This is a genomic window from Nitrogeniibacter mangrovi, assembly GCF_010983895.1.
Lineage (GTDB): Bacteria > Pseudomonadota > Gammaproteobacteria > Burkholderiales > Rhodocyclaceae > Nitrogeniibacter > Nitrogeniibacter mangrovi.
Genome location: NZ_CP048836.1, coordinates 621,776 through 641,703, shown reverse-complemented (window position 1 = coordinate 641,703; position 19,928 = coordinate 621,776). Strand labels below are relative to the sequence as shown.

At 69.9% G+C, this 19,928-nt stretch carries 19 protein-coding genes and 1 riboswitch; of the genes, 10 read left to right on the top strand and 9 right to left on the bottom strand.

Going from position 1 to position 19,928, the window contains the following annotated elements; translation table 11 throughout:
- The 5 genes from cobO to btuB all read right to left on the bottom strand — a co-directional run bounded on the left by cobO (window position 1) and on the right by btuB (window position 5,105).
- The gene (cobO, locus tag G3580_RS02950; protein ID WP_173763844.1) at window positions 1–609 is read right to left on the bottom strand and encodes a cob(I)yrinic acid a,c-diamide adenosyltransferase; all 609 of its coding nucleotides are present in this window, start codon (window positions 607–609) and stop codon (window positions 1–3) included.
- Window positions 593–1,411, bottom strand: coding sequence for an ABC transporter substrate-binding protein (locus G3580_RS02945; protein WP_173763843.1), 819 nt, complete (start codon window positions 1,409–1,411; stop codon window positions 593–595). Before G3580_RS02945 ends, cobO begins: the two co-directional genes overlap by 17 nt.
- Window positions 1,412–1,419: 8 nt before the next feature.
- A complete protein-coding gene (locus tag G3580_RS02940; RefSeq protein WP_173763842.1) occupies window positions 1,420–2,196 on the bottom strand; it encodes an ABC transporter ATP-binding protein in 777 nt (258 codons plus the stop codon).
- Entirely contained in the window at window positions 2,193–3,173 is a 981-nt protein-coding gene (locus G3580_RS02935; protein WP_173763841.1) for a FecCD family ABC transporter permease, read from the bottom strand. The genes G3580_RS02940 and G3580_RS02935 overlap by 4 nt, the downstream gene beginning before the upstream one ends.
- Before the next feature lie 96 nt (window positions 3,174–3,269).
- Window positions 3,270–5,105 carry a TonB-dependent vitamin B12 receptor gene (gene btuB / locus G3580_RS02930; protein WP_217424591.1) on the bottom strand — a complete coding sequence of 612 codons (1,836 nt, stop codon included), beginning with the start codon at window positions 5,103–5,105 and terminating at the stop codon, window positions 3,270–3,272.
- Between the two features lie 122 nt (window positions 5,106–5,227).
- Window positions 5,228–5,467: riboswitch (cobalamin riboswitch) on the bottom strand.
- A gap of 57 nt (window positions 5,468–5,524) precedes the next feature.
- Between btuB and cobU the strand changes: the two genes are divergently transcribed.
- From cobU to msbA, 6 genes are all read left to right on the top strand, one after another.
- Window positions 5,525–6,082 (top strand): bifunctional adenosylcobinamide kinase/adenosylcobinamide-phosphate guanylyltransferase, encoded by a 558-nt coding sequence (gene cobU / locus G3580_RS02925; RefSeq protein ID WP_173763840.1) that lies wholly within the window; start codon window positions 5,525–5,527, stop codon window positions 6,080–6,082.
- 51 nt (window positions 6,083–6,133) lie between these two features.
- The gene (gene cobT / locus G3580_RS02920) at window positions 6,134–7,168 is read left to right on the top strand and encodes a nicotinate-nucleotide--dimethylbenzimidazole phosphoribosyltransferase (RefSeq protein ID WP_173763839.1); all 1,035 of its coding nucleotides are present in this window, start codon (window positions 6,134–6,136) and stop codon (window positions 7,166–7,168) included.
- A 101-nt stretch (window positions 7,169–7,269) separates the two neighbouring features.
- Entirely contained in the window at window positions 7,270–8,040 is a 771-nt protein-coding gene (locus G3580_RS02915; RefSeq protein ID WP_173763838.1) for an adenosylcobinamide-GDP ribazoletransferase, read from the top strand.
- Window positions 8,025–8,573, top strand: a complete 549-nt coding sequence (cobC, locus tag G3580_RS02910; protein WP_173763837.1) for an alpha-ribazole phosphatase family protein — start codon at window positions 8,025–8,027, stop codon at window positions 8,571–8,573. Before G3580_RS02915 ends, cobC begins: the two co-directional genes overlap by 16 nt.
- Before the next feature lie 54 nt (window positions 8,574–8,627).
- Window positions 8,628–9,290 carry a tyrosine-protein phosphatase gene (locus G3580_RS02905; protein ID WP_228720750.1) on the top strand — a complete coding sequence of 221 codons (663 nt, stop codon included), beginning with the start codon at window positions 8,628–8,630 and terminating at the stop codon, window positions 9,288–9,290.
- 7 nt (window positions 9,291–9,297) lie between these two features.
- On the top strand, window positions 9,298–11,052 hold the full coding sequence (gene msbA / locus G3580_RS02900; protein WP_173763836.1) for a lipid A export permease/ATP-binding protein MsbA: 1,755 nt from the start codon (window positions 9,298–9,300) through the stop codon (window positions 11,050–11,052).
- A 30-nt stretch (window positions 11,053–11,082) separates the two neighbouring features.
- On the opposite strand, the gene G3580_RS02895 is transcribed toward msbA, so the two are convergent.
- Genes G3580_RS02895 through G3580_RS02880 form a run of 4 tightly spaced genes read right to left on the bottom strand, consistent with a single transcriptional unit; the run spans window position 11,083 to window position 15,184 of the window.
- Window positions 11,083–11,757 (bottom strand): sulfotransferase family 2 domain-containing protein, encoded by a 675-nt coding sequence (locus G3580_RS02895; RefSeq protein ID WP_173763835.1) that lies wholly within the window; start codon window positions 11,755–11,757, stop codon window positions 11,083–11,085.
- Between the two features lie 51 nt (window positions 11,758–11,808).
- Window positions 11,809–12,972 carry a glycosyltransferase gene (locus G3580_RS02890; protein WP_217424590.1) on the bottom strand — a complete coding sequence of 388 codons (1,164 nt, stop codon included), beginning with the start codon at window positions 12,970–12,972 and terminating at the stop codon, window positions 11,809–11,811.
- Window positions 12,969–14,078, bottom strand: coding sequence for a glycosyltransferase (locus G3580_RS02885; RefSeq protein ID WP_173763834.1), 1,110 nt, complete (start codon window positions 14,076–14,078; stop codon window positions 12,969–12,971). Before G3580_RS02885 ends, G3580_RS02890 begins: the two co-directional genes overlap by 4 nt.
- Window positions 14,078–15,184 carry a glycosyltransferase gene (locus G3580_RS02880; protein WP_173763833.1) on the bottom strand — a complete coding sequence of 369 codons (1,107 nt, stop codon included), beginning with the start codon at window positions 15,182–15,184 and terminating at the stop codon, window positions 14,078–14,080. Before G3580_RS02880 ends, G3580_RS02885 begins: the two co-directional genes overlap by 1 nt.
- Here G3580_RS02880 and G3580_RS02875 point away from each other — a divergent pair.
- From G3580_RS02875 to G3580_RS02860, 4 genes are read left to right on the top strand one after another with little or no spacing between them, the layout of a single operon-like run.
- The gene (locus G3580_RS02875) at window positions 15,171–16,376 is read left to right on the top strand and encodes a glycosyltransferase (RefSeq protein ID WP_323847988.1); all 1,206 of its coding nucleotides are present in this window, start codon (window positions 15,171–15,173) and stop codon (window positions 16,374–16,376) included. The two genes, G3580_RS02880 and G3580_RS02875, sit on opposite strands and share 14 nt — an antisense overlap.
- On the top strand, window positions 16,373–17,671 hold the full coding sequence (locus tag G3580_RS02870; RefSeq protein WP_173763832.1) for an O-antigen ligase family protein: 1,299 nt from the start codon (window positions 16,373–16,375) through the stop codon (window positions 17,669–17,671). The genes G3580_RS02875 and G3580_RS02870 overlap by 4 nt, the downstream gene beginning before the upstream one ends.
- Complete coding sequence (locus G3580_RS02865) at window positions 17,668–18,711, top strand: glycosyltransferase family 9 protein (protein WP_173763831.1); 1,044 nt, start codon at window positions 17,668–17,670, stop codon at window positions 18,709–18,711. The genes G3580_RS02870 and G3580_RS02865 overlap by 4 nt, the downstream gene beginning before the upstream one ends.
- Window positions 18,708–19,811 carry a glycosyltransferase gene (locus G3580_RS02860; RefSeq protein WP_173763830.1) on the top strand — a complete coding sequence of 368 codons (1,104 nt, stop codon included), beginning with the start codon at window positions 18,708–18,710 and terminating at the stop codon, window positions 19,809–19,811. Before G3580_RS02865 ends, G3580_RS02860 begins: the two co-directional genes overlap by 4 nt.
- Window positions 19,812–19,928: the final 117 nt, after the last annotated feature.

The window sequence follows — 19,928 nt, the reverse complement described above, 5'->3', positions numbered from 1 at the left end:
TCAATACTCCATGCCGGGCATCGCCTGGATACCGGCGGCGAAGGCATGTTTCTCCGGGCGCATCTCGGTAACCGTATCCGCGGCATCGATGAGTGCCGGCGGCGCGCCGCGGCCGGTCACCACCGCATGCTGCATCGGCGCCCGGGCCTGCAGATCGGCAATGACGGTGTCCGCATCCAGATAACCGTACTTGAGCGCGATGTTGAGCTCGTCGAGCACCACCAGGCCGATGGCCGCGTCGGCGAGCATCTCGCGCGCCACGGCCCAGGCCGCCTGCGCCTTCTCGATGTCGCGCTGACGGTCCTGCGTCTCCCAGGTGAAGCCCTCGCCCATCACGTGCCAGCGCACCCCCGGCTGGCGCCGCCAGAAGGCCTCCTCACCGGTATCGGAGCGGCCCTTGATGAACTGCACCACCCCCACCTGCTGGCCATGGCCGAGGGCCCGGGCGATGAGGCCGAAGCCGGCGCTCGACTTACCCTTGCCGTTGCCGGTATTGACCAGCAGCACGCCCTGTTCGCGGGTCGCGCGGGCGATTTTTTCATCCACCACGGCCTTCTTGCGGGCCATGCGCGCATTGTGGCGCGCGTCTTTGTCAGTCGTTTCGGTCATTGTGGTTCTCGTGCATCACGCGGGCCAGCGCCTCGAGCCCGTCGAGCTGGCGCGGGCCCGGGTTGAGGAAGTCGTCGCCGCTCAGGTGAACAATACGCTGATTCGCCTGCGTGACGACGACACGGCACCGTTCGGCCGCAGCGCGATCGAAGGTGAAGACGATGTCGGGCCGGAAGTGGGCCAGCAAGGCCTCGAGGGTCGGGAAGGCCTCGCCGGGACGCACCGCGCGCACCCGGGTGTCGGCATCGACCACGTCGAAGCCGGCCGTCTGGAACAGGTCGCCGAGCATGTGCCGGCGGCCGTACGAATAGGGCGTGCCGGTGCACGCGGTCAGCAGCAACACCCGCTCGCCGTGAGCGCCACTGGCCGCCGCCCGCGTGCGCCAGGCGCGATGAAAGCCGGCGGCGCGGTCGGCCCGGGGCGAGCCGGTGATGCGTGCCAGATCGGTGAGCATCCGCTCGGCCTGCGCCATCGACTCGAAGCCACCCAGGCGCCGCACCCGCGTGCCACGCGGCACCGACAGCGCCATCACGTCCGCATCGACCCAGGTGGAAGTGACCACCAGATCGGGCTCGAGCAGCGTCATCACCTCGGCGTCGGGGTCGAGCACCCCGCCGGTGCGCGGCAGCTCGGGACGGAAAGTGTCGTAGCGGGAGACGCCGACGATGCACGCTCCCCGATCCAGCCACTGCAGCGCCATGGTCAGGTAGGGCGACTGACTGACGATGCGCGGGCACTCGCCCGCGCGGGCCTGGGCGACGCCCAGCAGGGCGAGCATCAGGCACGCAACAAGAAAACGCATGGGAAACCTCAATCGAGCAGGAACGCGACCTGGCCGTCGATGACGTGGCGCCGGATCGGATGGCCGAAGGCGGCGCTGAGCACATCGGCGCGCAACACCGTGTCGGCGGTGCCCGACACCATGTGGCCGTGCCCGTCGAGCAGCACCACGTGGTCGGCGAAGCGGGCCGCCAGGTTCAGGTCGTGGAGCACGGCGACGACCCCGGCACCGGCGCGGGCCAGGCGCGTGAAATGGTCCAGCACCACCATCTGGTAGTGCAGGTCGAGATGGGAGAGCGGTTCGTCGAGCAGATACAGCGCCGGCTGCTGGGCGAGCAGGCTGGCGATGGCCAGGCGCTGGCGCTCGCCCCCGGACAGGGCCAGGATGTTGCGCTCGGGCATCTTCTCCAGCCCCATGCGCGTCAGCGATTCGGTGGCGATGCGCATGTCTTCCGGGCCCTCCCAGGCCCAGCGCCCCAGGTGCGGATGGCGACCCACCAGGGCGGTCTCCATCACCGTGGCGGAGAACCAGTCCGGCTGGCGTTGCGGCAGCACCCCCCGCTCACAGGCGAGCTCCCGTGCCGGCCAGTCGGCCAGCGCCCGCCCCAACAGGCGCACGCTCCCGCGCTGTGCCTCGCGCAGGCCGGCCAGGGTGTGCAGCAAGGTGGTCTTGCCGGCGCCGTTGGGTCCCAGCAAGACCAGGCGTTCGCCCGCCGCGATGCGCATGGACAGATCGCAGCAGATCCAGCGCTCACCGATCTGCACCGCCAGCGCGTCGGCTTCGAGCAAGGTGGGATGGGCACTCATCGCGGATGGCGGATCAGCAGGAACAGGAACACCGGCACGCCGATCAGGGCGGTGAGCACACCCACCGGCAACTGGGTCGGCGCCACCAGCGTGCGCGCAGCGGTGTCGGCCACCGTGAGCAGGGTGCCGCCGGCGAGGACGGCGGCGGGCAGCAGCAGGCGCTGGTCGTTGCCGATTGCCAGGCGCACCAGATGCGGCACGATCAGGCCGACGAAGCCCACCAGCCCCACCAGCGTCACCGCCGCGGCGGTGAGCACCGAGGCGAGCACATAGACCCACACCCGCAGCCCGCGCGTGCCCACCCCCAGCGCCTGCGCCCCCAGCTCGCCACGCGCCAGCACGTTCAGGTCGCGCGCGAAGGGCAGGATCGCGACCAGGCCCGCCACCAGCACGAACAGCGCCGGCCACGGGCGGGCCGCACCGGAGACGTCGCCGGTGAGCCAGAACAGCATGGACTGCACGCGGGTGTCGGTGGTCATGACCAGCATGAACACCACCACCGCACCACAGCCGGCGGCCACGATCACCCCGGTGAGCAGCAGACGGCTCTGGGTCCAGGAGCCGTCGCCCCGTGCCAGGCCGAACACCAGCACCATGGCGCCGAAGGCCCCGGCGAACGCCGAGGCGTCCACCAGCCAGCTCGCCCAGCCGAGGAAGATCGCCGACAGCGCCCCCACCGCCGCCCCGCCGGACACGCCCAGCACATAGGGATCAGCCAGCGGATTGCGCAGCAGCACCTGCATCAGCGCCCCGGCCAGGGCCAGCAGGCCGCCGCTGGCGAAGGCGGCCATCGCACGTGGCAGGCGCAGTTCGCGCACCACGGCGGTCAGGGTGGTATCCACATGGCCGCCCAGCGCGGCGATCACGTCGCCCCAGCCGGCACCGACGCTGCCCGCGCGCAAGGCGAGGAGCACCGCCAGCACGCTGCTCAGGCACAACAGGCCGAGAATGAAGAAGGCTCTCTTGCGGGCGAACATTCCCCGACGCAGGGCTCCGGACGACACGACGAAGTCCGTAGTGTCGCCCGAAACCGGGCCTTGCGCATCTGCGCCGGGGGCCAGGCTCATGCGCGCTTACCGCCCCGGCGCGTAGCGCAGGGTGAGGAACACGTTGCGCCCTTGCTGGCGATAGAAACGCGCCGTCTCGTAGGCCTTGTCGAAGACGTTGCCCAGCGTCGCCTGCACGCGCCAGTGCGGCGCAAAGGCGTATTCGGCACGCAGATCGAGGGTGGCGTAGCCGCCCAGGCGATGCTCGTTGGCCAGATCGTCGTAGCGCTTGCCTTCGGCCACGACCGTGGCGCCGACACGCACCGGGCCGATGGCGCGATCCAGGTCGAGACGGGCCGACTGGGCCGGGCGACGGGCAAGCCAGTTGCCCTGGTAGGCGTTGTCGGATTCGTTGCTGGTATCGAGCAGGGTGAGACTGCCGCGCACGTCGATGCCCGCCAGCGTGGTCGCCAGCGTGGCCTCGGCGCCCTGGATACGTGCCGAATCGACGTTGTTGGCCAGGAAGATCGAAGCATCGTAGGCGATCAGGTCCTCCACGTCGGACTCGAACACGTTCACCGTCCAGCGCCCCCAGCCGTGCTCGCCGCGCAGGCCCAGTTCCACGGTATCCGAGGTCTCGGGGCGCAGGTCGGCCTTGCCGTAGAACGGGAAGTAGAGCTCGTTGAAGGTGGGTGCCTTGAACGCGGTGGCATAGGAGGCCACCAGCCGGATCGCCGGCGTCAGGCCCATGCCCCAGGCCACCGAGCCGGTGGTGTGCCGGCCGAACTGCTCGTTGTCGTCACGACGCACCGACAGCTGCAATTCATGCACCCCGACATCCGCCTGCAGGAGGGCGAACACGCCGGTGTTGTCGCGCGCGCGCTCGGCGTAGGCGGTGCTGCTGTCGATCTCGTCGCGCTGCGCATCGACCCCCACGGTCAGGGTCACCGCCTTGCCGAGCATCAGGTCGTTCTGCCAGGTGCCGGTGGTGCGCTGGGTGTCGAAGGTGCTGGCATAGACGCCGTTCAGGTAGTTGTTCGCGTGATCCTTGCTCACCCCGACCGACACGCTCGAGGTCCACGGCGCGAACGGCTTCACCGAGAGCTTCAGGCCCGCCACTTCCTGGCTGGACTTGGCGCTGTTCTGGTAGCTGCCGTCGAACTTCGACTCGGCGTCGGTCTTCATCCAGTTGAAGGCCACCTCGGTGCCGCCGCCGAAGCGGTAACCGGCATTCAGGCTGCCCGAGTTGTTGTCGTAGCCGTCCCGGTCGGGTTCGGCGGTGTAGCAGCCGCCGACGCCCGCGGCCTCGACCCGGCAGGAGTTGAAGCCGTCGGTCAGCTCACGGCTCAGGCTCAGGCTGATCCAGCCGTGGTCGTTGCGCTGACTCACGCTGGCCGTGCCCTTGTAGTGGTGATCGGTCCCTGCGCCGATGCTGAACGAGGGCGTGAAGCCCTGGCCACCGCGCCGCGTGAAGATCTGGATGACGCCGCCGATGGCTTCCGAACCGTAAAGGCTGGAGCGTGGACCGCGCACGATCTCGATGCGGTCGATAAGGTCCACCGGCAGATCCTGGAAGGCGGCCTGCCCCGCGGTGGCGGAACCGACTTTCACCCCATCGATGAGCACCAGCACATGATCCGACTCGGTGCCGCGCAGGAACAGGGAGGTCTGCTTGCCACGCCCCCCGTTGTTGGCGAAGCTCACGCCGGGCAGGCCGCGAAACAGGTCCACCACCGACTGCGGCTGCAGGCGCTCGATGTCCTGGCGGGTGATGATGGTGACCGGCGCGAGCGTCTCGTCGACGGTACGGGCGGTGCGGGTGGCGGTGACGACGATCGCCTCCCCCTGGGAATCGGCCACAGCCGACATGGAAGGCAACACAAGGCTGGTCGCCATCGCGGCGACGATCGAACGGATACTCAAGAGACTCTCCCCGGCACCCCGGGCGTCCCCGCCCGACGTGCGACACAATGTTCCGGAGGCGACGCGGGAGAGAGGGGGATGGAGGTCGAATCGACATGCATCCGCCGCACCCCGCGGCACTTCCGTCATGAGCGTTCCGGGCCGGTATCCGGGCTCGTGGCTGCAAGCGTCGCTTGCTCGGTACATCGCCTTCCCGGGTCCTTCGACCCAGTGGCGACTGGATGCACCTTGATGCCACTTACCGTTGCGGGGGCAGCACAGGCCTTGCGGTTCGACCCCGATGGGGGCCGATATCGCGCACCTGTTTCCCGTTTATCCATCGGGCGGGTTCGCCGTCAGGCACCTGAAACACGTTTGCCTATCGCTAGGCAAGGCGCCGATACTACACGAGTTTTTCCCGCTTTTGCAGTGCATCACCCATGAGTACCGAACTGATTCTCGGCGGCGCCCGCTCGGGCAAGAGCCGCCTCGCCGAACAACGCGCCACCGCCCACGGCGGCCCGGTCACCGTGATCGCCACCGCCGAGGCCGGCGACGAGGAGATGGCCGCGCGCATCGCCCGCCACCGGGCCGACCGCCCGGCGCACTGGTCGGTGGTCGAAGCCCCCGTGGCGCTGGCCGCGGCCGTGCGCCTGGCGGCGCACGGCGACGGCTGTGTGATCGTCGACTGCCTGACCCTGTGGCTGTCGAACCTGCTGACCCGCGACGCCGCCTCGCTGGCCGCCCCCCACTCGGTGGACCACATGGCCGCCTGGCAGGCCGAGGTGGACGCGCTGGTCGCCGCCCTGCCCGGTCTGCCGGGCCATGTGATCCTGGTGGCCAACGAGGTCGGCCTCGGCCTGGTGCCCGAGTCGCCGCTGGGCCGCCTGTTCCGCGACGAGGCCGGACGCCTGAACCAGACGGTCGCCGCCGCCTGTGACACGGTCACCTTCGTCGCCGCCGGCCTGCCGCTGACACTCAAGGGCACCCCGGCCTGAGCGCCCCGCCGTGCTACCATCGGCCCCCATCGCGTGCCGGATCCTGACCCGATGAACATTGCCATTGCCCCCCTCGACGACACGCTGGTCGACGCGCTCCGCCACAAGATCGACACCAAGACCAAGCCGGTGGGCTCGCTCGGCCGCCTCGAGGCGCTGGCCCTGCAGCTCGGCCGCATCCAGCGCAGCCTCACCCCGGCCCTGAAGCGCCCGCACGTGGTGGTGTTCGCCGGCGACCACGGCGCCGCCACCGCCGGCATATCCGCCTATCCGCAGGACGTGACCTGGCAGATGGTGGAGAACTTCCTCGCCGGCGGCGCCGCCATCAACGTGTTCGCGCGCCAGAACGAGATCGCCCTGCGCGTGGTCGATGCCGGTGTCGCCCACGACTTCGGCAAACGCGAGGGGCTGATCAACGGCAAGATCGCGCCGGGCACCGCCAACTACCTGGAGCGCCCGGCCATGAGCGGCAGCCAGCGCGACACCGCCATGGCCTATGGTCGGCAACTCGCGCACACCCTGGCCGAGGGCGGCTGCAACGTGATCGGCTTCGGCGAGATGGGCATCGGCAACACCGCCTCGGCCTCGCTGATCACCCACTGCCTCACCGGCACCCCGCTGCCGCAGGTGATCGGCCGCGGCACCGGGCTCGACGACGCCGGACTGGACCGCAAGCACATGCTGCTGGCCCGGGCGCTGGCGCGCGGCGGCGTACCGGCCAATCCGCTCGAGGTGCTGGCCGAATACGGCGGCTTCGAGGTCGCCATGCTCGTCGGTGCCCTGTTCGGCGCCGCCGAAAAACGCATGCTGATCCTCGTGGACGGGTTCATCGTCACCGCCGCCCTGCTGGTGGCCCATGCGCTGATTCCGGCCATCACCGGCTACTGCGTGTTCGCCCATCACTCGGGTGAGCCGGGTCACGCCTATCAGCTCAAGCACCTGAACGCCGCCCCGCTGCTGGACATCGGCCTGCGCCTGGGGGAAGGCACCGGCGCCGCGCTGGCCTGGCCGCTGATCCAGGCCGCCGCCAACTTTCTCGACCAGATGGCCAGCTTCGAGTCGGCCGGCGTCAGCGACAAGCGTTGATGAGGTGGTGATGAGCCCCCACGCTCGCTTTCGCTCGCTGCCCCCCGAGGGGGCCGCGCCCTCCTTGGGGCGGTCCGGCGGAGGGCGGAGACGCTGAGCTCATGCGCTATCAGCTCGAACTCTTCCTGACCGCGCTGGGTTTTTTCACCCGCATCCCCATCCCGGGCTGGGTGCCATTCTCCACCGACCGGCTCAACCATGCGGCCCGTTTCTTTCCCTGGGTCGGCATCGTCGTGGGCGTGGCGGGCGCCGCAGTGTTCTGGTTCGCCCGCCAGTGGCTGCCGGCGAGCCTGTCGGTCATCCTCTCCATGGCGGCCACCATTCGCCTGACCGGCGCCTTCCATGAAGACGGCTTCGCCGACACCTGCGACGGCCTCGGGGGCGGCTGGGACAAGACCCAGGCGCTCACCATCATGAAGGACTCGCGCATCGGCAGCTACGGCGCCGCCGGGCTGGTGCTGATGCTGCTGGCCAAGGCCGCCGCGCTGGTGGAGATCGCCGCCCACGGCACACCCGGCGCGATCACCGCGATGATCGCCGGCCATGCCCTGTCGCGCTTCGCTTCCACCAGCCTGATCCACACCCTGGTCTATGTCCGCGAGGACGAGACCAGCAAGTCGAAGCCGCTGGCACGCCAGCTCTCCGACATGGAACTGGTGGTCGCGGGCCTGGGCGGCCTGGCGCCACTGCTGCTGCTCGGCTGGATCGAGGTGGTCGGGGGCGGCGTGGCCGTGCTCATCGTCACCTGGTGGGCCGCCCGCCTCTTCAAACGCCGGCTCGGCGGCTACACCGGCGACTGCCTGGGTGCTGCCCAACAGGGTACCGAGCTGGCCTGCTACATCGGGATTCTCGTCGCATGGAACTCTATCTGATCCGCCACCCCCGGCCCGACGTGGCCGCCGGCACCTGCTACGGCCAGACCGACGTCGGCCTCGCCGAAGCCCCCGCCGACGTCGCCGCGCGCCTGCGCCCCCTGCTCCCCGAGGCCTATGCGCTGCATGCCAGCCCGCTGCAACGGGCCCACCGGCTGGCCGTCGAGCTGGGCGAACCGCAACTGGACGACCGGCTCAAGGAAGTGAGCTTCGGCGACTGGGAGGGCCAGCCCTTCGAGGCCATCGGCAGCGCCATCGACGACTGGTCGAAGGACCCGATGAACTTCCGCCCGCCCAATGGCGAGACCCCGCTGGAGATGGCCCAGCGGGTGCGCCAGTGGATGAGCGAACGGCTGGACCCCGAGGCCGAAGCCCATGTAGTGGTCGGCCACGGCGGCCCGCTGCGGGTCATCGCCGGCCAGCTGCTCGGCCTGCCGCCGGACCGCTGGCTGGGCTTGGACTTCGCCTGCGGCCACGCCAGCCGCCTCGACGTGCACGCCTGGGGCGTGATGCTCAAGTGGTTCAACCGGTGAGCGGCCTGCGCTCCGGTATACTCCGCCAATTGTCAATTGCGCGGTGAGCGCCACGTGGCCTGGGACCTTTCCAAGAAATCCGGACGTTTTCGCGCCTGGCTCGACATGCATGTGGTCGACCATGGCTTTTTCCGCTCGGTGTACAACAACCTGCACGACCTGGGCGGCGGCATGTACCGCAGCAGCCAGCCCAGTCCGGCGCAGATCCGCGGCTACCGGCATCGCTTCGGCCTCAGGACCATCATCAACCTGCGCGGCGAGAGTCATTACGGCTCCTATCCGCTCGAACAGGCCATCTGCGAAGAGCTCGGTATCGCCTTCCACGACGCGCGGCTGTTCTCCCGCGGCGCCCCGAGCCCGGCGCGCATCCACATGCTCAAGGATCTGTTCGACTCGATCGAGTATCCGGCGCTCATGCACTGCAAGTCGGGCGCCGACCGCGCCGGCATCGCCGCCGCCCTGTACCGCATCCTGCATCTGAACCATCCGGTCGAGGCGGCCATGCGCGAGCTGCACTGGAAATACGGTCACTCGCGCCGGGCGCGCACCGGCGTGCTCGACTTCTTCCTCGCCAGCTACATGGCCTACCACGCCCACACGCCCATCGACTTCATGACCTGGGTGGATACGGTCTACGACCCCGATGCGGTCAAGCGGCAGTTCCGCTCCGAAGGCTGGTCGAGCCTGATCGTGGACAAAGTGCTACACAGGGAGTAACCGACCGGTGAAGGAAGGGATCGCGCTCTATCGTCGCCTGCTCGGCAGCATCGTGCCCTACCGCAAGGTCGTGGTGATCTCGATCCTGGCCATGGTGGTGACCGCCTCGCTCGAGCCGGTGCTGCCGGCCCTGCTCAAGCCACTGGTGGACGAAAGCCTCATCCAGAAGAACCAGACCGCCCAGTGGCGCGTGCCGCTGCTGATCATGGTGGCCTTCATCGCCAAGGGCATCGCCGATTACGTCGCCAGCGTCTCCAGCCAGTGGGTGGCCCAGCGTGCCATCACCGACCTGCGCCAGCGGGTCTTCCAGCACCAGCTGCATCTGCCCCTGTCGGCTCACCAGATGGAGGTGCAGGGGCGGATGCTCTCGCGCATCCTCTACGACATCCCGCAGGTGGGCACGGCGCTGTCGAACGCCTGGATCATCGTGGTGCGCGACACGCTGGTGATCATCGGCCTGTCCGGCTATCTGGTGTGGACCGCCTGGGAGCTGACCCTGCTGCTGCTGTTCGTCGCCCCGGTGATGGCCTTCATCATCCGCAAGGCGAGCCAGAAGCTGCGCGGCGGCAACCGCGCCGTGCAGGCCACCACCGGGCAGATGACCGGCGCGGTCGAGGAAACCCTCAACGGCATCCGCGAGATCAAGCTGTTCGGCACCCACGCCCACGAAGACCAGCGCTTCGGCGCCATCGCCGAACGTCTGCGCAAGGAGGTCATGCGCACGGTGCGGGTCTCCGCGGCCAACGTGCCCATCGTGCAGATGGTGGCCGCCACCGCGGTGGCGCTGGTGATCTGGTTCGCCTCCGCCCTGTCGGCCGAGGACCGGCTCACGCCCGGCACCTTCGTCGCCTTCGTCGCTGCCATGGCCATGCTGTTCGAGCCGATCCGCCGCCTGACCAACGTGAACAACGTGATCCAGAAGGGGCTGGCCGGCGCCATGAGCATCTTCGAGCTGCTCGACAACCCGTCCGAGCCCGACACCGCCATGGCCGACAAACCGCGCGCCCGGGGCCAGCTGCGCTTCGAACAGGTCACCTTCCGCTATCCTGGCCAGACCGATGCCGCGCTCGACGCCTTCACGCTGGACATTCCGGCCGGCAGGACGGTGGCGCTGGTGGGCGCCTCGGGCAGCGGTAAGACCACGGTCGTCCAGCTGATCGCCCGCTTCTTCGCGCCCGCCGAGGGGCGCATCCTGCTCGACGGCGAACCCATCGGCGAGTTGCCGCTGGGCTGGGTCCGTTCGCAGATCGGCTGGGTGGGCCAGCAGGTGGTGCTGTTCGACGACTCGGTGGCGGCCAACATCGCCTACGGTCGCCCCGACGTGCCGCGCGCAGCCATCGAGGCGGCCGCCCGCCATGCTCATGCGATGGAGTTCATCGACAAGCTGCCCGAGGGCCTGGACACCCGCGTCGGCCCCAACGGCAACCAGCTCTCGGGCGGCCAGCGCCAGCGCATCGCCATCGCCCGCGCCTTCCTCAAGGACGCGCCGATCCTGCTCCTGGACGAGGCCACCTCCGCCCTGGACAACGCCTCCGAACGCGCGGTCAAGGACGCCCTCGAAGAGCTGCGCCAGAACCGCACCGTACTGGTGGTGGCGCACCGCCTGACCACCATCCGCGATGCCGACCACATCGTGGTCATGGCCCATGGGCGTATCGTCGAACAGGGCAGCCACGCCGAACTCGCGGACGCGGGCGGCGCCTACGCGGCGTTACTGGCCAGCGGCGAAGGGGTCCTCATCGACGACGAAAGGCCCGCGTAGGGCAACGTCGCTGGCGGCTTGAAAGCCGCCCTACACCTCGTCCGGCTCCGGATCGAAGCCGTAGCCGAAGATCTCGATATCGCGCGCGAAGTGCTGCGCCACCCGCTCCGCGACCGCATCCGTGTAGTAGCTGCGGTAGTCCTTCTTGCGGTCGGTGGCCTGGCGCTTGTGCAGCAGCGTGGGCGGGGCGATGCAGATGCGGCGGCAGGCCTCGTCGAAATCTTCCGGCAGGCGCTCGTAGCGGCCGATGAAATCCACCAGCACCTTGCCGTGCAGATCCACCACGTAGTCGCTCTGCAGCTCGATGCTGGTGTCCACGTGGAACTGGTAGGGCCGCTCCGGGTCGAGCTTCCAGCGGATGAAGTCCTCGAAGCTGTCGATGTGGCTCATCAGGTGGGGGCGTTCGCGGCGGATATGGTGGTAGGAGCTCACCTGCAGGTCCCACGGGTTGCGCACGAAGACGAACTTGAACAGGGCGTCGAAGGTCTCGGCCGGCAGCATCTCCTTGGCGGCGATGATCTTGGAGTGGCGCGGAAACTTGATCCCCAGCCGGTGCCCCGACATCGCCGACAGCCGCGAGCACAGGAACTGCACCGCAAACCACGGGTCGCGCAGGCGCAGCGGGCGCAGGGAGTCGCGCACCGAGGTGCCGCCGGTCTTGGCGATATGCACGAACAGGAAGTTGTATTTCAGTGACAGCAGCATCGTTTGCAAGGCTCCGCCCGCCCGGCGGCAGGCCGTGATGTGGGCGACATCCTACCCGTTTGCGCTCCCCAGCCCCAAGGCGGCCAGGTAGGCGGCGGCCGAGGCGTCGCGATGGTAGTCGGCCACCGCCGACCGTAGCGTCGGGCCCGGCAGCGGGTCCGCCAGGGTGGCCAGCATCGCGGCCCCCATTGCCTCGGCGTCGCCCACCGGCACCAGTGGTCCGAAGCGCCCGCCCGCGAGCACTTCGCGCGGCCCGCTCGGGCAGTCGGTGGCCACGCTCGGGGTGCCCAGCGCCAGCGCTTCGGTGAGCACGTTGGGCGAGCCCTCCCAGGCGGAGCTGAGCACGAACAGGCTCGCCCGCGCCATCCACGCGTAGGGGTTGGGCGTAAAGCCCGGCAGGGCCACGTCCTCGCCCAGGCCGAGTTCGGCAATGCGTGCCTCCAGACGCCCGCGCAGGCGCCCGTCGCCGAGGATCACCAGCCGCGCCGGGCGCTGGCGCCGCACGATCGCGAAGGCGCGCACCAGGGTGTCGAAATCCTTCTGCTCGGTGAGCCGGCCGGCGCCGAGGATCAGCGGCACCTCGGCGCCATGCGCCCAGGGATGATCCACCGCCTCGGCCGCCAGACTCGCCAGCCGAGGCGTGACCACGGGATTGCGGATCACGGTCAGCTGCCCGGCACTCAGGCCGGTGAGGCGGGCGGTGTCTTCGCGCACGCCTTCGGAGACGCACACCACGGTGTCGACCGATGGATAGATCCAGCGCATCGGCGCCACCCGCAGCCAGCGCGACACCCCGGCGCGCCCCTCCAGCGCCGCCGACAGGTTGGTGCCGAGGCGCCCGACGATGCGGGTCGACGTGCCCGCCAGCCGGCGCGCCAGCACCGCGGCGCGGATCGCCCGATCCTTGGCCGCCAGCAGCGCGGCGGGCCGCACCCGGCGCAGGTAGCGCGCCAACGGGAAGATCGCCAGACCACTGTGGCGCACCCCCAGATCGATCAGCTCGACACCCGCCGGCAATTGCCCCAGATGGGCGCTGTCGGCCCGGATGGCCAGCAGATCGACGCCGTAGCCACATGCCGCAAAGGCGTCGACCAGGTTGAGCACCATGCGCTCCACCCCGCCCTCACCGGAAAAGGAGATCAGGATGGCGATCCGTCCGGCACCGGGCTGCGGATCCGGTCGAGGTGGCGCGCGCAGATCGTCGGCCAATGTCATTGGAACTCCGTAAAGCCGAGCGCGGCCAGGTAGGCGCGAGCGCTGGCCACGTCGGTATAGTCGGCCACCGCCGCACGCGACACCGCCTCCGGGGTGGGTTCGTCGAGCTGGCGGCGCAGCCCGTCGGCGAAGCGGGCGTCGTCCTGCACCGGCACCAGCGGGCCCACACGGCCCGCGTCGAGCACCTCGCGCGGTCCGCTCGGGCAATCGCAGGCCACACACGGCCGCCCCAGCCCCAGGGCCTCGATAAGCACCACCGGCATGCCCTCCCAGCGCGACGCCAGCGCGAACACCGCCGCGCGTGCCATGAAGGGATAGGGATTGGGCACGAAGCCGTGCAGGGCGACATCATCCAGCACCCCCAACTCGCTCGCCAGCGCTTCGAGCGCCGGGCGGCGCCGGCCCTCGCCGAGGATCAGCAGCCGACACGAACGCTCGCGCCGGACCCGCGCGAAGGCGCGCACCACGGTGGCGAAATCCTTGCGCTCCGACAGTTCCCCGACACCGAGGATCACCGGCGGCTCGCCCGGCGCAAACCACGGATGCTCGATCCCTTCGGCCGCGCGCAGCTGGAGCGTCGGGGTGATGATCGGGCTGGGGACTACATGAATGCGCTCGCGTGGCAGGCGCGCATAGGCGGCCAGATCGTCCGCCGCACCATGCGACGGCACCAGCACCGCGTCCGCATGGGGATAGATGTAGCGCATGGAGGCGGTCTGCAGCCAGCGCTCGGAAGCTTTGCGACTGGCCAGATTGACCGACACCGTCGTCCCCTGGCGCACCCCGACCCGGGTCGGCACCCGCGCCAGCCAGCGCGCGAACAGGGCGGCACGGTTGACCCGGTCCTTGTCCGAGAGCAGGGCCGCGGGTCGCTCCGCCTTGAGGTAACGGACCAAGGCCGGGATGGCGGTGTTGACATGCGATGCGCCGAGCGGCAGGTGGCGCACGCCATCGGGCAGCTCGGCGAACACCGGCCCGTGCCCCTCGACCCCCAGCACGTCGACCCGCATCCCCAGCGCGGCGATGGCCGGTACGAGATTGCGCAGCACCCGGTCCACACCGCTATGGCCCGAGGTCGCCGCGAAGATGGCCAGATCGGTGGCCATCAGGCGGTCTCGCCCAGCAGGCGCTCGAAGAGCAGGTGATAGCGTTCGGCGCAGTGCTCGACCCGGTAGGCATCCACCGCTTCGCGCCGGACCTGCGGGTCGCCAGGAGCATCGAGTACACGCGCCATCGCGTCGGCCAGCGCGACCTCGTCATCCACCGCCACCAGCGGCGCCACGCGCCCCTGATCGAGGACCTCGGCTGGACCGGAGGGGCAGTCGGTGGACACCACCGGCGTGCCCAGCGCCAGCGCCTCGGTCAGCGCATTGGGCGAGCCTTCGCGCCGCGACGACAACACGAACAGGGCGGCATGCGCCAGGCACGGATACGGGTTCGGATCGAAACCGGGCAAACTGACGTCGTCGCCGACGCCAAGCGAATCGGCCAGCTTCAGCAGCGCCTCGCGCAGCCGCCCTTCGCCAAGAATGAGGAGTTTGAGCGGTCGGTGTGCGCGCACCCGGGCAAAGGCGCGGATGAGCACATCGAAGCCCTTGACCTGGGCCAGCCGCCCCACGGCGAGCACCACCGGCGGCGCTTCGGGCCCGAATCCGGGATAGGCCGGCGCCGCTGCGGCCAGTGCCTGCAGGTCGGACGTGATCACCGGGTTGCGGATCAGATGCACCCGCGCCGCCGGCAGACCGGCCACCCGGGCCACATCGTCCACCACCGCCCGGGCATTGCCGACCACCGCATCGGCCGCACGGTAGGTACGCCGCACGCGCGCCCGCGCGCGCCAGCGCGACCAGGCGCCCAGTTCGGCGAAGCGTTGCGAATAGGTGGTACCGGGGCGCATCACCAGCCGGCAGCGGGCGCCCGCCAGGCGGCGCACCCGCGCCACCAGCAGCCCGGCGCGATCCTTGCCGCACAGGACGATGTCCGGCGCCTGCACACGCAGATAGCGCCACAGCCAGCGCGCGAGCGACCAACCACCGCGGGGGGTTTCGACGAGCCGGACACGGGCATCGAGCCGATCCAGATAAGGTGCCTGCGCCGAATGGGTGAGGAAGTCGATCCGCACCCCGCGGGCCACCAGGCCGCCGGCAAGGTTCACGAGCATCCGCTCGACACCGCCGTCGCCGTAGGAAGGGATGAAGATGGCCACACGCATGGATCGGCTCCGAAAGAGCGGCAAGTATACCCGAGCGGACCGCGCTCGCCGCGGGCACGACCGGGGTGGCGGTCCAAGCTATAATCCGCGTTTTCAGTCTGCGCCGGGCGTCATGCCGCCACACATCATCTACCTTGCCCGCGGCCGCCCCCAGCGACCCCGGGCCAACCTGATCCAGACCCTGCATACCGTCGCAGCCCTGGGCCAGGCCGGCGCCACCGTCCGCTTGTACCTGCCCCCGATTCCCCGCCGCTTCGACCTGACCGGATTCCTCGCCGGCATGGGCCTCCGCACGCCGGTGGATGTGCGCGGATCCGCGCTGCTGCACAGCAACTGGGGCGGCTGGCCCTTCATGCTCGCGCACCGCCGCGAGCTGCGGCGGGCGGATGCGGTCTATACCCGCGTGCCCGATTTTTCCCGCTTGATGACCCGCCTGCGGATCGGCCATGTTCTCGAGATCCACGACACCGTGGCCCTGCTGGCCGACGGCGGCCGCTGGCTGCGCGAAGCAATGCGTGCCGGGTGGCTGCGCGGGCTCACCGTCATCTCCGGCGCCGGCCGCGACGCCCTGGTCGGAGCCGGCTTGCCGGCGACCCGGATCGAGGTGCTGCACAGCGGTGTCGATCTGACGGCCTTTGCGAGCGTTCCGGCACCGACACCGGAAGCCTTTGCCGAGGCGCACGGCCTCTACGTCGGGCGCATCAGCCGGGACCGGGGACTTCCGATGCTGGAAGCGGTGGCCCGCGCCGGCCTGCCGGTGACCCTGATCGGCCCGGCGGACGATCCGCCAGCCACCGATCTGCCACACCTCACCTGTCGCCCGGCCATTCCCCACGCCCAGGTTCCCGACGCCCTGGCCGCCGGTGCGATCGCGCTGATGCCCTATCAGGCGGATCTCCAGCATGCCGCGACCATCAGCCCGATCAAGCTGTTCGAAGCGATGGCGGCCGGCCGCCTCGTGATCGCCTCCGATCTGCCGACGATCCGTGAAGTCATCCGCGATGGTGACAACGGCCTGCTCGTCCCCGCGGACGACCCCGCCGCGTGGATCGCGGCGGTCATGCGGGTGCGGGCCCACCCCGACGACGCAGCGCGCATGGCAGCGGCCGGACGACGCACGGCGGCCGACTTCAGCTGGCCCGCGCGCGCGGGCCGGCTGCTTGCGTTCCTCGATCGGATGCAATCGCGATGATTTTTGTCTGGCTCAACCGCTTTGCCTGCCTCGGCCTGGCCATCTTCGCCTTCTTCAGCCTGCTCAAGACGGCCCCCGCCCACCTCGCCATTGCGCTTGCCTTGCCGGCCACCCTCATCGCCATGTGGCGCGAGCGTCGCTTGCCCTGGTCCCCGGCCACCTGGCTGACTCTCGCGCTCGCCCTGTGGCTGCTGTTGCGCTACGCCCTGCAGGTCACGGCCGGGTGGGTCGAACCCGGGCTTTACGACCAGAAGGCGGTCTTCATCGACTGGTTCTTCGTTCTCGTTTTCGCCATGCTCGCGGCCCTGCCCACGCGTGACCGGGTGGCGCGGGTGCATCAGCTGTGGCTGCTGGCCGGCGCCGGCTTCCTTGTCGGCATTGTCGGCTACCTGTGGACCAAGGGTTTCATGGCCCTGTGGTCGGACGAACGGCTCCGCTTCCACCTTGATCGCCCATTGGGCATCGGCCTCTACGCCGGCTGTCTCGCCATTGCCCTGCTCGGCACCACACGCCAGTGGTGGCGGGTGGCGGGCCCTTGGCGGTGGCCGGTCCGGATCGGGGCCATGGCGACAATCGCCTTGTTCGTGCAGGTGGTCATCAGCACCCAGAACCGCAGCAACATGCTGGGCGTCGTGGTCCTGCTCGCCTGCCTCCTCATCTACGCGCTGATGCGCGCCTATCGCTCGCCGCACCCCCGTCGGCGCCGCCGCATCCTCGCTCTCAGTGCTGCCGGGCTCATCACGACCGTGCTGATCGTCGGCGCCAACCTCGAAGCGATCACCGGGCGCTTCATGCAGGAACGCCGGGCCATGCTGACCGCCGTGGAATCCGGCCTGCAGAACGCCCCTGCCGCCTCGGTCACGGTTCGCCTCCGGCTTTGGCAGTACGTCCTCGAACGTTTCCCGGAACACCCGTTCATCGGCCACGGCTTCGGTGATCTGCGCGACGTCATCGACCGGGATCTGCGCCCGCGCGGCGGCCTCCTCCAGGGCGAACGCTACGATCATGTGCACAACAGCTACCTGCAGACCCTGTGGACCCAGGGCCTGATCGGGGTGGCACTGTGGGGGGCCTTGAGCGTGGCGCTCATTGCCGGCGCGGTGCGCGCGGGGCGACGCAACCGCCGCGTGGGCGCGCTGCTGCCGGCCATGTGGGGCATCCTGATCTACACGGCGGTGTGGGCGGCCTTCGACTACCGCCTGTCCCACCCCGACATGCGCTTCTTCACCATTGTTCTGCTGCTCTCCCTGCGCCTCATGGGGCAGGCGGACGAAGCCGGGCGAACGGACCCATGAAACGCATCCTCATCGTCCGCGCCTCGGCCATCGGCGACGTGGTCTTCGCCTCGCCCTTCGCCGCCGCGCTCAAGCGGACCTGGCCCGAGGCGCAGGTGAGCTGGCTGGTCGAGCCGGGCATCGCGCCGCTGATTGCGGACGATCCGTGCATCGACGAGTTGATTCACTGGCCGAAGGGGGAATGGAAGGCGCTGTGGCAGGCGCGGCGCTTCGGGGCGCTGTTCGGCGCCATCCGCGACTTTCGCCGCCAGTTGCGGGCGCGCCGCTTCGACGTCGCCATCGATCTGCAGAGCCTGCTCAAGAGCGGGCTGCTCACCTGGCTGTCGGGGGCGCCGCGGCGCATCGGTCTGGGCAGCCGCGAGGGGAGCCAGTGGCTCATGACCGAGGTCGTCCCCAAAGGGGGCGATGCGGGGCGGATCAGTTCGGAATACCTGTACCTGGCCGAACAGCTGGGGCTCGACACCGGCGAATTCCTGCCGCGCCTGGTGGTGGGCGAGGTCACCGCACACCAGACGGAGGCCCTGCTCGCGCAGCATGGCCTCGCGCGCGGGGGCTACGCCGTGTTCGCGCCCTTCACCACCCGCCCGCAGAAACACTGGTTCGAGGACGCCTGGCAGGCCCTGGGGCCGAAGGTCGCGGCGGAGCTGGGCCTCACCCCGGTGATCCTCGGCGGCCCGGCCGACGTGGACGCTGCCCGCCGCATCGCCGGCGCCATCCCGGGCGCGGTGGTGCTCGCCGGCCAGACCAATCTGCCGCAGGCGGCGGCGCTGATCGAGCGTGCGGCGCTGCTGATCGGGGTCGACACCGGCCTCACCCACATGGGCACCGCCTTCGCCACCCCCACGGTGGCCCTGTTCGGCTCCACCCGCCCCTACCTGAGCACCGGCCGCGCCAACGGCCGGGTGATCTGGCTGGGGCTCGAGTGCTCGCCATGCCGGCGCAATCCCACCTGCCATGGCGCCTTCACCTGCCTGCGCGAGATCACCCCGGAGCGGGTGCTCGACGAGGCGCGCTCGGCGCTGGCGGAGCCGCGACCGTGAAGGTGCTGCACGTGGAATCCGGCCGCCACCTGTACGGCGGCGGCAAGCAGGTGCTCTACCTCATGGAGGGCCTCGCCCGGCGCGGCGTGGACAATCTGCTCGCCTGCCCCGACGGCGCCCACATCGCCGAACCGGCGCGTGCCTTCGGCACCGTGATCGAACTGCCCATGAAGGGCGACGTGGACATCGGCCTCGCCGGGCGCCTCAAGCGTGTCATCCGCCAGCACCGGCCCGACCTGGTGCATATCCACAGCCGCCGCGGCGCCGACGTCTGGGGTGGCGTGGCGGCCCGGCTCGCGGGGGTGCCGGCGCTGATTTCGCGTCGGGTGGACAACCCCGAATCGCGCTGGGCGGTGACGCTCAAGTACGGGCTCTACGCCCATGTGATCACCATCTCCGAAGGCATCCGCCAGGTGCTGCTGGCCGAAGGCCTGGCCCCGGAACGGGTCAGCTGCGTGCGCAGCGCGCTCGACCCCGCGCCCTACCTGCGCGAGTATGACAAGGCCGCCTTCCGCGCCACCCTGGATCTGCCCGCCGACACGCCGGTGGCGGGCATGGTGGCCCAGCTCATTCCGCGCAAGGGACACCGCCATCTGCTCGCCGCCCTGCCCCGGGTGCTCGAACGCCATCCGCGCCTGCAGGTGCTCGTGTTCGGCCGCGGCCCGCTCGAGGCAGAGCTGCGCCAGGCCATCGCTGACGCCAATCTGGGCGATCATGTGCGCCTGATGGGCTTCGTCGACGACCTGCCCGCGCAACTGGGCTGCCTCGACCTGCTGGTGCACCCGGCCGACATGGAAGGGCTGGGTGTCTCCCTGCTGCAGGCCTCGGCCGCGCAGGTGCCGATCATCGCCTGCCGCGCCGGCGGCATGCCCGAGGCGGTGCGTGACGGAATCAACGGCCTGCTCATCGACGTGGGCGACGTGGCCGCGCTGGGCACGGCCATGATCCGCCTGCTGGACGACGCCGACCTGCGCCGGCACATGGGCGCGGCCGGGCGCGCGCTCGTGCTCGACGAGTTCTCGGTGGACGTCATGTGCGAGGGCAATCTGGCCATCTACGACAAGGTATTGGCCCGAGCATTCCACCGGACCGGCCCCTGATATGGAGAACAGGATGATGTACGTGTCACTTGTCGCACAAACCTTTCGGGGTAACTCGGCACGCTCGGCCTTCGCGGCTGCTGACGGCCGAATCGCGATCCGATGAAATTCTCGGGC